The following is a 13,327-nucleotide window of genomic DNA, read 5'->3' on the forward strand; positions in this document are numbered from 1 at the left end:
CCATGACTGGCTTCGTCTCTTTCGTCTCCGCCGGCCCCGGCGATCCCGAGTTGTTGACCCTCAAGGCCGCGCGCCTTCTGGCGGGGGCCGATGTCATCCTGTTCGATGACCTCGCCTCAGGCCCGATCCTTGCCCATGCCGGACCGGGCACGGAACTGGTCGCGGTGGGCAAGCGCGCCGGAAAGCCCTCGCCCAAGCAGGATCATGTCAGTCGCCTTCTCGTCGATCATGCCGCCACTGGCGCACGGGTGGTACGGCTGAAATCCGGCGATTCCGGTCTGTTCGGGCGGCTGGAAGAGGAGATCACTGCCCTGAAAGCCGCCGGGATCGGTTTCGAAATCGTGCCCGGCGTGCCTTCGGCCTGCGCGGCGGCGGCGGCGGCGGGGATTCCGCTTACCCGCCGGGTGACCGCGCGCCGGGTGCAATTCGTCACCGGGGCCGATGTGACCGGCAGCCTGCCCGAAGGCCTTAACTGGGCCGCGCTGGCCGATCCGCAGGCGACGACAGTGGTCTTCATGGGGCGGCGCAGCTTTCCTGCCCTTGCCGCCCGGCTTCAGGCCGAGGGCCTGTCGCCCGAAACATCCACCCTTCTGGCCGAGGCGGTGGGCCATCCCGACCAGCGCCTGACCCGCAGCACGCTGGCCGGGCTTGCCGCAATGCTCGTGGACGCGCCCCCCGCCGAAAGCCCGGCGCTGATCCTTTACGGTCCGCTGGCCGATGCCTGAACCCGCCGCCCTGACCGTCACGCTCTGCACCTCTTGCGCCCTGGGCCGCACGGGCTTTGCCGCGCCCTTGGCGCAGGCGCTGGCAGAGGCGGGCGTGGCGGCAAAGGTCCAGACCGCCGATTGCATGTCGGGCTGCGCCCGCGCCTCGACCTGCGCCTTCCGCAGCGCGGGCAAGACCGCCTATCTCTTTGGCGATCTTGGTGAAAGCGACCTTGCCGATCTTGTCAACTTCGCCCGCCGCTATGCCGTTTCGCCCGATGGCACCTTTGCCGATGCCCGCATCCTTGGCGCGCTGCGCCTAAAGGCGCTGGCGCGGATTCCGGGCTGATTCCGTCGCAATCGCCGACCCGCAGGCCGCAATCGCGCTTGACCCTGACAGCATCCTGATGGCAACTGGCGGGGCATGGCGTCCGATCAGGCGCAAAGCGCTCGGACTGAAACGGGAATGGGGAAAGGGCGGACCGAATACGGCGCCCAAAGCCCCAACCGCCCCCGCGACTGTATGCGGAGAGCGGCTTTCCAACGGCCACTGGCCCCTCACCGGGCTGGGAAGGCGGAAAGCAGCTTCGACCCGCGAGTCAGGAGACCGGCCAGGCACGAAAGCAACAACCGCCGTCGGGTGTGACGGTAAGGAGACTGAAGATGACCAATACCCAGACCGCGCTGCGCGCGTCGGACAAATCCTCGGCCTTGATGGCCGTTCTTTTCGTGGCCCTTCTGGGCGGCGCGACCCTGTTCGTCGCAGGCCATGCGCAATCGGCCGCGCTGCATGACGCCGCGCATGACATGCGTCACGCCACCGGCTTCCCCTGCCACTGACATCATGATCCAGAAAATGCTGGCCAGCGCGCTGTTCGCTGGCGTTGCGGCGGGGCTGCTGGCGGCCCTGCTGCATTTCGCATTCGTTCAGAAGTCGATCCTTCTGGCGGAAGAGTATGAATCCGGCAGTCTGACCCATTTCCAGGGCACGGCGGCTGAGGGTCATGACGCGTCTGAAGACCATGATCATGGCGCCGCTGCCGAGGCCGAAGCCGGGCATGACCACGGTGCGCATGACCATGGCACGGCGGGGGAAGAGCCGTCCGAGTTCCAGCGCAATGCGCTGACCGGGCTGTTCTCGATCCTGATCTACAGCGCCTATGCGCTGATCCTGGTCGCGGGATTCGGCCTTGCCATGGCCTATGGCCGCCGAGTCGGCGCGCGCGAGGGGCTTTTGTGGGGGATCGCGGGCTTCGCGGCCTTCCAGCTTGCCCCGGCCCTGGGTCTTGCGCCCGAACTGCCCGGCACAGCGGCGGCCGAGCTGGCCACCCGGCAGGTCTGGTGGTGGGGCACGGTGCTGTCGACAGCGACCGGCATCGCGCTTCTGGCCTATGGCAAGGGCGCGGTCTATGCCGCGCTTGGCCTTGCCCTCCTCGCCGCGCCACATCTGATTGGCGCACCGCATCTGGAAGGCTTCGCCGGCGTCGCCCCGCCCGAACTGGCCGCCACCTTCGCCGCACGCGTGCTGGGTGTCGGGCTTGTGGTCTGGGCGGTGCTGGGCTGGACGGCTGGCGCGCTCTGGTCGAAGGAAACCGCCACTGTCTAAGGTGACAACCCCTGCCGTCGCGCTGTTCGGGCGCGGCGGCTTCTCCTGCAGGAAAGCCCGATGATCACCCTCGACCTGATCGGCATCGGCAGCGGCAATCCCGACCATGTCACCGCCCAGGCCGCCAAGGCGATGGACCGGGCCGACCTGATCCTTGTCCCGCTCAAGGGCGAGGACAAGGCCGACCTTGCGGGCCTGCGCTACCGTATAATCGAAAGTTGCGTGACCAATCCCGCGACCCATGTGCAGGGTTTCGATCTGCCCGTCCGCGACCCTGCAACGCCCGATTACCTCGCCCGCGTCAGCGACTGGCATGATGCCATCGCACTGGCCTGGGAGGCGGCCATCCGCCCCCATCTCCGCCCCGAGGTTCCGCTGAAGGTGGCGCTTCTGGTCTGGGGTGACCCCTCGCTGTACGACAGTTCCCTGCGCATCGCCGAGCGTCTGGCCAAACGCCTGCCGCTGACCCTGCGGGTCACCCCCGGGATCACGGCGATTCAGGCGCTCTGCGCCGCCCATGCCATTCCCTTGAACGGGCTTGGCGCCCCCGTGACCATCACCACCGGCCGCGCCCTGCGCGAGACGGGCTGGCCCGCGGGCAGCGACACGGTGGTCATCTTGCTGGATGCGGGCGGTGCCTTCGGCACGCTCGATCCGACAGGCATCTCGATCTGGTGGGGGGCCTATGTCGGGATGGAAGAGGAAATTCTGATCTCTGGCCCGCTCGCCGAAGTCGCGTCGCAGATCCTCGAGACCCGCAGCAGCGCCCGCGCCGCCCATGGCTGGATCATGGACATCTACCTGATGCGGCGCGAGCCTGCACTGCCCTAGGCGACGCGCCAAAGCGCTTGCGATCGCAAGTGTCTCGCCGCCGCCATGCCATTGGCGCGCGCCGGAAACGGGCAAGGCCGATGAAGCTGCTGCCAACGATCATTTTGCGAATGTCCTAAGATGTTTCGGGTCGGCCTCGATCTGGGCAAGGCAATGCACCGTCGCGGCGATGGCGAAGACCGGCAGGATCAGCCAGAACCAGACCTTGCGGATGCCCAGCGTCACGGTCGGCTCCTGATAGATGAAGTTGAAACTCTGGGCCGAAAAGGCCTCGAGCGAGGCCGCCGCACTTGCGGCCAGGGGGTCGAACCAGACCCAGACCATCCAGCCCAACAGCAGCGTGAACACCAGCAAAAGCAGATCGGCGAGCAGCCGCAGGACGGCGGCGCTGCGGGGCGAAAGGCAGTCGGGCAGCAGCGTCACCGCGATATGCTGGCGCCAACGATCGCCGCAGCCGCGGCCAGAAAAGTCGCGATCACCATCAGATTGACCGCAACCTCATCGACCCAGATCAGCGGAGCGCCGAAGAAGCGGCCTGCCACATTGGCCAAGAGCAGCGTGAAGAAAATGAATGTCAGCACGGCGGCCAGAAAAATCTCGGCCCGCGCGGGGATCGGGCCTGGGAGGAGCGGCTGATCGCGGCCTGGTATCGGCTGGAGCGGATGGGGCGCAGCGCCGAACCGCGCGATCTGACCGAATGGGAAGGGCTGAACACCGACTTCCACCCAGCGCTCGTCGGTGCGGCCGGTTCGGTCTGGCTTTTGCGGATGCGGGGCATGATGTATCAGCACCATGAACGCTATCGACAGTTGTCGCGCAGGCAGCCCGCAAACCAGCGCGATGTGCATGAGGAACATCGCGCTGTTTGAAAGCGCCATGGATCGCGATGTCCCCCGCACGACCGAGGTGATCCGCCCCATATCCAGCGCACGACAGATGCCGTCAGCCGGGCGCTGGAGAGCGGCGCGCATCGCGCCTGACCGGGGCCTTTCGTGCCCGATCAGACCTCGGGAAGCGGAACGGTCTTGGCCTGCGCGCTGCGCAACCGGCTTTCGCGCAGCAGCCCAAGATCTTCAAGGATCGGATAGGCGACCGAGGCCAGATGCGCGTTGACCCGCTTGAGGTCGCGCAGCAGATCAAGATGGATCGAGCTGGTTTCCAGCGTTTCCTGCCGCCCCGCGCGCATCCGCTCCAGATGCGCTTCGGCCGATTGCGCCTCCAGCTTGCGGCTGACGATCTTCTGATCCATCAGCCGCCGCGCGAGGGCGGCGTCGCGGGACAGGAAGATGGCCTGCGCGAGTTTAAGGTTCTCGGCCGTATGGTCGTAAAAGGCGCGGATCTCGGCCAGGCCCTCGGGCGAGAGCATGAGTTTCTTGCGGGCCTTCTTGACCGCAATTTCCGCAAGTCCGCTTTCGATGATGTCGCCGACATGCTCAAGGTTGATGGCGTAGGAGATCACTTCGCTGGCACGCGCGGCATCAGCCTCGTCCAGTTCGGCGCGCGACAGACGGGCGACGTAGAGCTTGATCTTCTCGTGCAGACGGTCGACCTCGGTTTCCAGCCTGGCCACCTCGGCGCAGGGGGCGGCATCCGCCTCGGTCAATGCCTGGCGGCTGCGCTCCAGCATCTCGGCAACCATGTCGCCCAGACGCAGGGTTTCGCGGGCGGCGACGGCCAGCGCCATCTCGGGCAGCGCCAGCAGACTGTCGTCCAGGTAGCTGGGCGCCGAAGGGCGTTGATCCGCGCGGTCAGGCAGCATCCAGGCGGCGAGATGCGCGACAGGCCCAAGAAGCGGCAGAAAGATCGCCAGAAGCGCCAGGTTGAACCCGATATGCGCGCCCACGACCAGATGACCCGGCTGCGGCAGCAGATCCTGCAGCACCTGGCCCAGCGGCGCAGCCGCCACCAGCACGGCCCCTGCCCCGATCGCGCGCACCAGCAGATTCGCCAACGCCACCCGGCGCGCGGCCAGCCCTTCGGCCTGAACCGCCAGGAAGGGCGGCACCGCGCCGCCAAGATTCGCCCCGGCCACCAGCACGAGCGCAAGGGCCGGCCCGACAATCCCCGCCGACGCCAGCAGCATCACCAGCACCACGACAGCAAGGCTGGAGGACGCCAGAACCGCGAGGCCCGCCGCCAAGAGAAGAGCGAAGATGGGCGCCGTCTCAAGCCCGCGCAGCACCAGCGCCAGGGTGGTGGATTGGCGCAGGGGTTCTGTCACGCCGCCCAGCAGGTGCAGCGCCAGAAGCATCAGACCCAGACCCAGAAGCGCGCGGCCGGTGTTGCGGCTGCGCGAGGCATGGCCAAGGTTGAAGGTCAGCACGCCCGCGAAGATCAGCGCCGGGGCCAGCCAGGAAATGCCGCTTGACAGCAGAAGCGTCACCACGGCCGTGCCAAGATTGGCGCCCAGCATCATCGCCTGCGCTCGCCGCGGGGTCACGATGTCGCGCGCCGTGAAGGCTGCAACGATCACGGCCGTCGCGGTGCTGGATTGCAGCCCGAGCGTCGCAAGGAACCCCCAGAAGGCAGCGGCAACACGGTTGCCCTTGCCCCGCCCAAGCCAACGTCGCAGCCCCGCCCCATAGGCGCGCAGCACGCCGGTCTTGATCATCCGCAAGCCCCAGAGCAGCAGCGCGACCGCCCCGAGAAGATCAATGAACTCTGCCGTCCCGCCCAAGATCACCGCACCTCTGTTCACGCGCCCGCCCCTGCAGGCGGATCATTTGATCCCAGACCCTGCCACTCCATGCACATGAGTGCAACAGAAGTGTTACAAATCTTTTACAATCGGCGAGAAACCGGGCGTGTGCGGCCGGAAAGCTACTCCACTTGCAGATTGAGAGCGGTTTTCGTTAGGATTTTCGCGATCCCTTCACCCTGAACAGACTGTGCGACCCTTGCACAGGGCTTGCACAGACCGGGGGAGCAGCCTCGCCAAGGGCAAACCGAAGACATCCGCGATCCGTGCAAGCCGGGTGTCGGAACCTGCGAGCATGCCGCTTTCGGCGGCGTCGCGACATTTCTGATGCGCGATGAACATTGCGCCGGTCGGCATCGCCCGCCCGGTTCAGGCTGTCGGCAAGCCCAGCTTTCTGTCCTGGAGCGGCGGATTTTGCCCCGGCCTCTCACACTTCGATGGCGCTTCCCTCGGCAATCGCCCGCTCCAGAACGGTGGCCGCCACGGCGAGATCCTGCAAGGCCACGCCCGTGCCATCGAAGAGTGTAATGTCCTCGGGTGCGCGACGGCCTGGGTGACCGCCGTCGATCACCCGGCCCAAAGGCACGATGTCTTCGGGCCTGATCAGCCCCGCCTGAACCGCGTGCTGGCATTCGCCGATGCTGACGGATTGCGCCACTTCATCGGTGAAAAGACGCGCGGCGGAGACAAGATCCGTGCCAACTTCCTGCTTGCCGCGTGTGTCGGTGCCCATGCAGGCAAGGTGGGTGCCCGGCTTGATCTGTGTAGCCGTCAGAACCGGGGCGAAGGAGGAGAGGATCGTGATGATCACATCGGCCTCGGGCCCCAGCCGGTCAAGCGAGACCGCCTCGAAGGGCAGGCCGAATTCGTCGGCGACGGCGGCCAGGCGATCCAGCCGGTCAGGGCTACGGTTCCAGGCGATCACACGGCGGAATTTGCGCTGCTCTAGGGCAGCCCGAAGCTGGAACGTCGCCTGATGGCCCGCGCCGACCATGGCCATAACTTCGGCATCCGGGCGCGCCAGATGGTGGATCGACACGGCAGATGCGGCGGCGGTGCGCAGGGCTGTCAAAAGATTACCGCCGATCACCGCCTTGATCTGCCCGGTATCGGCATCAAAAAGAAAAATCGAGGACTGGTGGTTGGTAAGGCCCTTCGCAGCATTGCCGGGCCAGAAACCGCCTGATTTCAGACCAAGCGCCAGTGAGTCACGGTCGAAGCCCGATTTGAAGCCGTAAAGCGCGTCGGCATGGCCGAGCGCCTCGCGAATGACCGGGAAATTCCGCGCAGAGCCACGCGCCATTGAGGCGAAGACCGCCTCGACCGCCCGGAAGCTCTGGTCGCGCGTCATCAACCCGGCAATCGCCGCTTCGGGAACAATATGCATTCACGTCTCCCTGGGGTCTGGAGGCGGCGGCGCGCCTCCGCCTGACACATCAATAGGCGCGGCCACGGGCCGACACCGGCCAGATCACCTCGACCTTGCCGCCGCGGACGCCGACATACCAGTCATGGACATTGCATGTCGGGTCGCAATGGCCGGGGACGAGCCGCAGCTTGTCATTGACTTTCAGCACCGCGCCGGGATCGTCGATCACGCCATGCTCGTCCGAGCATTTGACATATTTCACATCGCTGCGGCCAAAGACGACCGGCAGGCCGCTGTCGACCGATTGCGCCTTGAGCCCGGCATCCACCACCGCCTTGTCGGCCTTGGCATGGCTCATCACGCTGGTCAGGATGAACAGCGCGTTCTGCCATTCGCCCTGATCGATGCGGTTGCCATCCTTGTCGCGGATGCGGCCGTAGTCGGCATCCATGAAGGCGTAAGAGCCGCATTGCAGCTCGTTATAGACCCCGGAGCCGCTTTCGAAATAATAGGACCCCGTGCCGCCGCCCGAGACGAGATCGGGCTTCAGGCCGACGGCCTCCAGCGCGGCGACCGCATCCTTGACCATCGCAATCGCGACATCCAGCTTGGCGCGGCGTTCGTCATAGCTTTCGATATGCTGCATCGCGCCCTGATAGGCTTGCAGGCCCTTGAACCTCAGGCCCGGCGCGGCCGCGATGGCCCGGGCGATCTCGACCACGGCGGGGGTCTTGGTCACCCCGCAACGTCCTGCACCGCAATCGATTTCGACAAAGCAGTCCAGCACCGTGCCGTGTTTCTGCGCCGCCGCCGACAGGTCGGCGACATTTGCAGGATCGTCGACGCAGACGATGACGCTGGCGCCCAGTTTCGGCAGGCGGGCAAGCCGGTCGATCTTGGCCGGATCGCGCACTTCGTTCGAGACCAGGATGTCGGTGATCCCGCCCCGGGCAAAGACCTCGGCTTCCGAGACCTTCTGGCAGCAGACGCCGATGGCATGGCCGATCCGCATCTGAAGCTTGGCTACGTCGACCGATTTGTGCATCTTGCCATGTACCCGAAGCCGCATCCCCCTGTCGCGGGCATAGTCGCCCATCTTGCGGATATTCGCTTCCAGAGCATCCATATCCAGGATCAGGCAGGGGGTCTGAATATCCTTCTCGTCCATCCCGGGCAGGGCCGGAACGTCATATCCGACCTCCAGGTCGGTCAGTTTGACATCCATATTCATGTCGCCCCCTTCAGAAAGGCAGTTTCCTGAGATCGACGTTGCCGCCGGTGATGATCACGCCGACGCGCTGGCCGATAAAGATCTTTGGGTTCTTCAGAATAGCCGCCAGCGGCACCGCGCTGGACGGCTCCATGACGATCTTGAGCCGCTTCCAGATAAGTTCCATCGCCGCGACGATTTCCGCCTCGGATACGGTCAGGATATCGGCAACATGGTTGCGGACAAAGTGCCAGGTCAGTTCTTTCAGCGGCACTTTCAGCCCGTCGGCGATGGTTTCGGGCGCGTCATCGGCGATGATATGCCCGGCGCGAAAGCTGCGGGCGGCATCGTCGGCCTGTTCCGGTTCGGCGGCATAGATGCGGATCTGCGGGGAGATGGTCGACAGGGTCAGGCAGGTGCCCGAGATCATGCCACCGCCACCGATCGGCGCGATGACCGCGTCAAGGTTCGCGACCTGATCCACCAGTTCCAGGGCGCAGGTGCCCTGCCCCGCGATGACGCGCGGGTCATTGTAGGGATGCACGAATTCCGCGCCAGTTTCTGCCACGACCTCGGCAAAGACGGCTTCACGGCTGGAGGTCGAGGGTTCGCATTCCACCACACGCCCGCCATAGCCGCGGACGGCATCCTTTTTGGCCTCCGGCGCCGTGCGCGGCATGACCACAGTGCAGGGAATGCCGCGCCGCCCGGCGGCATAGGCCAGGCAGGTGCCGTGATTGCCACTGGAATGGGTGGCGACGCCACGCGCCGCCTGCGCATCGGTCAGGCCGAAGACGGCGTTTGATGCCCCTCTGGCCTTGAATGCACCGGCTTTCTGAAGATTCTCGCATTTGAAGAACAGCGTCGCGCCGGACAGCCCGTCCAGCATGCGCGAGGTCAGGACCGGCGTCCTGTGCACGTGCTCGGCGATCCGATCCCGTGCAGCCAGAACGTCATCGAAGCAGGGGATATCCGTCGGTGTGATGTCCGTCATCGCTTGATCCTTGGTTCTCTTGCCCGGCGCAAATTCATGCGGCTCTTTGAATCTGCGCAGCAGCGGTGGAACGATAGACCTCTTGCGCGGCAGCAACGCCGCTGCCGAGCCTTATGGGGAGTCCCAGATCGACCATGCACATTTCAAGAACAGCCAGACCGGACAGCGCGGTAAGATCGCTCATCCTGCCAAGATGGCCGAAGCGGAAGACCTTGCCCGCAAGTTCGCCCAGGCCGGTGCCGAACGCCGTATCATAGACCGTCGCGGCGCGGGTAACGATATCCGTCGCGTTGAACCCTGTGGGCGTGCGCACCGCCGTCACGGTCTGCGAATACAGATCGGGAGAGCGCGCGCCAAGGGGAAGCCCCCAGGCCGCCGCCGCCGCACGGACGCCATTCGCAATCCGCGCGTGGCGGGCAAAAACGGCCTCCAGCCCTTCGTCCAGCAGGTAATCGCAGGCCAGTTTCAGCCCGCAGATCAGCCCGACCGGCGGGGTATAGGGATAAAGCCCGGCGGCATTCGTCCGCCCCATGTCGCGGATGTCGAAGAAGCAACGGGCCAGACGCGCGGTTTCAGCGACTTTCATCGCGCGCGCGGAATGCACGGTGATCGCAAGACCGGGCGGCAGCATGAAGCCCTTTTGCGACCCCGTGACCGCGATATCCACGCCCCAATCGTCAAAGCGGAAATCCATGGACCCGATCGAGCTGACGCCATCGACCATCAGCAGCGCCGGATGGCGTGCCTTGTCCAGCGCGCGCCGCACGGCGGCGATATCGGACACCACGCCGGTCGCAGTTTCATTATGCGTCGCCAGCACCGCCTTGATCCGGTGATCGCGATCCGCGCTCAGGATTTCCAGATAGGCCTCGGCGGGCAGGCCCGCGCCCCATTCCTCTTCGACGATCTGTACGTCAAGACCGTGACGCTGGCACAGGTCGATCCAGCGATGGCTGAACATGCCATGCCGGGCCGCGAGAATCCTGTCGCCGGGCGACAGAGTGTTGGTGATCGCGATTTCCCACCCGCCCGTGCCGGTCGAGGGAAAGACGAACACGGCGGCGGTAGCCGCCTTCACAACCCGGCGGACGCCCTCAAGGGCGGGGGTCAGCACCTCGGCGAAGGCTGCCGAACGATGATCCATCGTCGGGACGTCCACGGCCTTGCGCAGGGCCTCGGGCATGTTTGTGGGACCTGGAATGAAGACGGGATTTTGCATGTCGGCCCTTCCTCCTGATGTGTTCTGAACACCATACAGGCGGCAAGCAGCAGCGCATATTATTTTGAAAATGTTTTTTGACTGTAGAAAAAATTCTATTTATCGTTAATTATTAGATATTTATGATTTTTCATCGCGTGGGAGCGGCCTCAAAACCGAAAGATTGCAGCCCGTGGCCAATATGGTCCAAGGCACTGCGAACGCGACGCCGTCGGCCAAATGATCAAGCTTGCTGACGCCATTGAGCAAGCCCAACAGACGGGGTGAAGCCTCTGTGGGCCGGATCGGAGGGCCCTTTGCGATGCGCCGCGGCGCGGGGGCCGTACAGGCAAAGCGCCGCCTCAAGCGGCGCGGAGGCGAATGTCAGGCAGGCCCGGATCAGCCCGGCGACAGGGTGGTAGGCCGGGCGGGGTTGTCGCCCCACCCGGCGCCAAAGGTTGAAGCTAGCAGTTCCCGATCATCCAGCGCCGCGACGTGGGCGGCGCCTTGCGATTGCATAGTTTGCAGCCGCAGCTTGGCAGGTGCTTGCGCTTCATCACTTTCGGCTCGCCCGAGGTCGTCTCAGCCCGGGCTTCGGCCCGGCGCAGGCCACTGGAAAGCCGACTGATCTGGGGCAGCGCCACCAGAACGGAGCTGTGGCGGCCGCAATGCGGGCATGCCAGACCTTTTCGACTGGCGTCGTAGCTGGCCCAGCCGCTGAAGATGCCATGATCGTTGCATTGGAAGTCATAGATGGGCATCGCAGCCTCCGTTACATCATGCCATCGAGAAGGAGCCAGCCGGGCAGCCAGCCGTTGAAGATCCCCGAAAGGAGCGTCACCCAAGCGGTCTGTTTCAGGATCGGCTTGCCCAGGGCCAGAAGCAGAAAGTACATGAACCACAGGATACCCCAGACCAGCCAATTGCCGGCAAGCCAGAAATCGCGCCCGGTCGCGGCGGCCGAGAAGCCGGAGACAATGACCGGAACCGTGCTGACCGCCACAAACAGGCTGAACCAGCCCAAACCCCGCCCATCGACCCCAGCGAAGCGGTTATAGGCGACCCAGAAATAGGTCGCCGCGAACAGCAGGGTCAGCGCTGCGGCGCGGATGCTGGCCGCATCGGCCGCAGCCCCGAAGGCGCCCTGTATGACCACGGCCCCGGCCACGAGGCCGGAGACGACGTTGATTACGACAATCTCGCGGTCCTGAATCCGCCCCATCAGCCATAGGCCATTCAGGAAAAGCACCGCCCCAACGTAGAACAACAGAAATCCAAGTATCATGATCCCTCCTCCCAAGGGCCCGCCCCTCTCTGGGGGCGGGAATGTTGTGCTTTTCGGGACTGATCGCGTCAGGACGTCCGCGCGACATCGACCTGCGCAACCGACCGCTTCGGCCCATCGGCATTGGGCCGGATGTCGAAGTCGAAGATCGCGGTCGGAATGGCCAGCGTCGCGCAGACGTTGGGAATATCGACGATTCCGGCGATGCGTCCCTCGACCGGGGCCGTGCCCAGGATCATGTAGGCCTGTTCACCGGAATAGCCGAACTTCTTGAGATATTCGATCGCGTTCAGGCAGGCCCGGCGATAGGCGACATGGGCGTCAAGGTAATATTGTTCGCCCGTGTGCTCGTCGACCGAGATGCCTTCGAAGATCAGGTAATCGTCGAAATGCGGATCGACGGGCGAAGGCCGGAAGATCGGGTTGATCACGCCGTATTTCGCCATGCCGCCCTTGATGACGTCGACCTTGATCTCGATCCAGCCCGCCATCTCGATGGCACCGCAGAAGGTTATCTCGCCGTCGCCCTGGCTGAAGTGGATATCGCCCATGGAAAGGCCACCACCCTTGACGTAGACGGGGAAATACACTTTCGAACCGCGCGACAGGTTCTTGATGTCGCAATTGCCGCCATGCTCGCGCGGTGGCACCGTGCGCCAGGCCTCTTTTGCTGCGCTGCCCGCTGCCGAAGCCGACATCTGCCCCATCAGTGCGGTTGCGGCGTGCGGCGGGGCAGCCAGCGGCGGCACGCGGTTCGGGTCGGTGGCGATCAGCGCGGCCTCGCGGCGGTTTGCCTCGGCCAGAAGTTTGTGATCGGGCAAGCAGCCGATCAGTCCCGGGTGGATAAGGCCGGGATAGCGCACGCCGGGCACATGCCGCGACTTGGCGTAGATGCCTTCAAAATCCCAGATCGACTTGGTCGCATTGGGGTAATGTTCGGTAAGGAAACCGCCGCCATTATCTTTGGCAAAGAGGCCGTTGAAGCCCCATTGCGAATCCGGCAGCGTGCCGATGTCAAGAATATCCACGACAAGCAGGTCGCCCGGTTCGGCACCTTCAAAGCCGAAGGGCCCGGAGAGATAGTGCACCCGGGTCAGGTCGACGTCGCGGATATCGTTGGCGCTGTCATTGTTGCCGATCTGACCGCCGGTCCAGTCATAGCATTCGACCCGCAGGACTTCGCCGCGCTTGAAGGTCTCGACCATCGGAATGTCAGGGTGCCAGCGGTTGTGCGTCTTGATCGCGGCATCCTCGGGCGCTTTCTTCAGATCGACCTGGAACACGTTTCTTGCCATTGTCTTCCTCCCTATTGAGCGCAGGCCACGGGCAGGTCCGCACCGCCCTTGCGCGAAAGGAAGCTTCCAACCATTATGTAAGCAGAGTTCATTGAAGTGCTGGAAGTCGTGTAACTTTTTGTAATCGGCCCGTGTTT

Annotated in this window: 16 protein-coding genes and 1 riboswitch; of the genes, 6 read left to right on the forward strand and 10 right to left on the reverse strand. The window is 64.7% G+C overall.

All coding sequences use genetic code 11. The features are described 5' to 3' along the window. Positions 1-2 precede the first annotated feature (2 nt). The 5 genes from cobA to cobF all read left to right on the forward strand — a co-directional run bounded on the left by cobA (position 3) and on the right by cobF (position 3,141). On the forward strand, positions 3-725 hold the full coding sequence (gene cobA / locus ACED67_RS20430) for a uroporphyrinogen-III C-methyltransferase (RefSeq protein ID WP_395543582.1): 723 nt from the start codon (positions 3-5) through the stop codon (positions 723-725). Further along, positions 718-1,053: a DUF1636 family protein gene (locus tag ACED67_RS20435; RefSeq protein ID WP_395543583.1), complete on the forward strand. Its 336-nt coding sequence runs from the start codon at positions 718-720 to the stop codon at positions 1,051-1,053. The genes cobA and ACED67_RS20435 overlap by 8 nt, the downstream gene beginning before the upstream one ends. Before the next feature lie 59 nt (positions 1,054-1,112). After that, positions 1,113-1,334, forward strand: a riboswitch (cobalamin riboswitch). 33 nt (positions 1,335-1,367) lie between these two features. Then, complete coding sequence (locus tag ACED67_RS20440) at positions 1,368-1,544, forward strand: CbtB domain-containing protein (protein WP_395543584.1); 177 nt, start codon at positions 1,368-1,370, stop codon at positions 1,542-1,544. Between the two features lie 4 nt (positions 1,545-1,548). Continuing rightward, the gene (locus ACED67_RS20445; protein ID WP_395543585.1) at positions 1,549-2,310 is read left to right on the forward strand and encodes a CbtA family protein; all 762 of its coding nucleotides are present in this window, start codon (positions 1,549-1,551) and stop codon (positions 2,308-2,310) included. A 60-nt stretch (positions 2,311-2,370) separates the two neighbouring features. Beyond that, positions 2,371-3,141, forward strand: a complete 771-nt coding sequence (gene cobF, locus ACED67_RS20450) for a precorrin-6A synthase (deacetylating) (protein WP_395543586.1) — start codon at positions 2,371-2,373, stop codon at positions 3,139-3,141. A gap of 99 nt (positions 3,142-3,240) precedes the next feature. Here the strand turns inward: cobF and ACED67_RS20455 are convergent, their stop codons facing one another. Both ACED67_RS20455 and ACED67_RS20460 read right to left on the reverse strand, forming a co-directional pair. Then, a complete protein-coding gene (locus ACED67_RS20455) occupies positions 3,241-3,564 on the reverse strand; it encodes a hypothetical protein (protein ID WP_395543587.1) in 324 nt (107 codons plus the stop codon). After that, a complete protein-coding gene (locus tag ACED67_RS20460) occupies positions 3,561-3,722 on the reverse strand; it encodes a TRAP transporter small permease subunit (RefSeq protein WP_395543588.1) in 162 nt (53 codons plus the stop codon). Before ACED67_RS20460 ends, ACED67_RS20455 begins: the two co-directional genes overlap by 4 nt. A gap of 81 nt (positions 3,723-3,803) precedes the next feature. Here ACED67_RS20460 and ACED67_RS20465 point away from each other — a divergent pair, with 81 nt between their 5' ends. Continuing rightward, complete coding sequence (locus ACED67_RS20465) at positions 3,804-4,010, forward strand: FCD domain-containing protein (RefSeq protein ID WP_395543589.1); 207 nt, start codon at positions 3,804-3,806, stop codon at positions 4,008-4,010. Between the two features lie 131 nt (positions 4,011-4,141). Here ACED67_RS20465 and ACED67_RS20470 read toward each other — a convergent pair whose 3' ends face one another. From ACED67_RS20470 to fmdA, 8 genes are all read right to left on the reverse strand, one after another. Next, positions 4,142-5,839, reverse strand: a complete 1,698-nt coding sequence (locus tag ACED67_RS20470) for a Na/Pi cotransporter family protein (protein WP_395543590.1) — start codon at positions 5,837-5,839, stop codon at positions 4,142-4,144. 427 nt (positions 5,840-6,266) lie between these two features. Then, positions 6,267-7,226 carry an iminosuccinate reductase BhcD gene (gene bhcD / locus ACED67_RS20475; protein WP_395543591.1) on the reverse strand — a complete coding sequence of 320 codons (960 nt, stop codon included), beginning with the start codon at positions 7,224-7,226 and terminating at the stop codon, positions 6,267-6,269. 49 nt (positions 7,227-7,275) lie between these two features. Beyond that, positions 7,276-8,439, reverse strand: coding sequence for a 3-hydroxy-D-aspartate aldolase BhcC (bhcC, locus tag ACED67_RS20480; RefSeq protein WP_395543592.1), 1,164 nt, complete (start codon positions 8,437-8,439; stop codon positions 7,276-7,278). 10 nt (positions 8,440-8,449) lie between these two features. Beyond that, a complete protein-coding gene (gene bhcB, locus ACED67_RS20485; protein ID WP_395543593.1) occupies positions 8,450-9,412 on the reverse strand; it encodes a beta-hydroxyaspartate dehydratase BhcB in 963 nt (320 codons plus the stop codon). 34 nt (positions 9,413-9,446) lie between these two features. Next, positions 9,447-10,631: an L-aspartate--glyoxylate aminotransferase BhcA gene (gene bhcA / locus ACED67_RS20490; protein WP_395543594.1), complete on the reverse strand. Its 1,185-nt coding sequence runs from the start codon at positions 10,629-10,631 to the stop codon at positions 9,447-9,449. A 443-nt stretch (positions 10,632-11,074) separates the two neighbouring features. Then, complete coding sequence (locus ACED67_RS20495; RefSeq protein ID WP_395543595.1) at positions 11,075-11,371, reverse strand: FmdB family zinc ribbon protein; 297 nt, start codon at positions 11,369-11,371, stop codon at positions 11,075-11,077. 11 nt (positions 11,372-11,382) lie between these two features. Beyond that, positions 11,383-11,895, reverse strand: a complete 513-nt coding sequence (locus ACED67_RS20500; protein WP_395543596.1) for an AmiS/UreI family transporter — start codon at positions 11,893-11,895, stop codon at positions 11,383-11,385. 68 nt (positions 11,896-11,963) lie between these two features. Further along, positions 11,964-13,190 carry a formamidase gene (gene fmdA / locus ACED67_RS20505; RefSeq protein ID WP_395543597.1) on the reverse strand — a complete coding sequence of 409 codons (1,227 nt, stop codon included), beginning with the start codon at positions 13,188-13,190 and terminating at the stop codon, positions 11,964-11,966. Positions 13,191-13,327 lie beyond the last annotated feature (137 nt).

The sequence above is a fragment of the Neotabrizicola paludis genome (assembly GCF_044142105.1).
Taxonomy (GTDB): Bacteria; Pseudomonadota; Alphaproteobacteria; order Rhodobacterales; family Rhodobacteraceae; genus Pseudogemmobacter.